Source organism: Burkholderia sp. A2 (assembly GCF_001729305.1).
In the GTDB taxonomy this organism is placed as follows: domain Bacteria; phylum Pseudomonadota; class Gammaproteobacteria; order Burkholderiales; family Burkholderiaceae; genus Burkholderia; species Burkholderia sola.
On record NZ_LZXX01000003.1, the window covers coordinates 604 to 804 of the forward strand.

General features: G+C 67.2%; 1 protein-coding gene. It reads right to left on the bottom strand.

The annotated features are described in order from the left end of the window. Positions 1-140 (bottom strand): ATP-binding cassette domain-containing protein (locus A9Z05_RS35770; protein ID WP_141723314.1); only part of this gene is annotated, 140 nt, incomplete at its 3' end. Positions 141-201 lie beyond the last annotated feature (61 nt).

A 201-nucleotide genomic window follows, 5' to 3' on the forward strand; every position in this document is an offset into this window, starting at 1 on the left:
GTCTTGCCCGCGCCGTTCGGTCCGAGCACGCCGACGAATTCGCCGGGCTCGATCGAGAAGCTGACGTCGCGCAGGATCGTGCGGCCGCCCAGTTCGAGCGTGACGCGATCGAGTGCGAGGGCGTGGGGAGTGGCGGTCATGTCGTAACGGTCGTCTTCTATTACTTGCCGGCTGAGAGCGCGCTGCCGAGCGCGTCGAGCT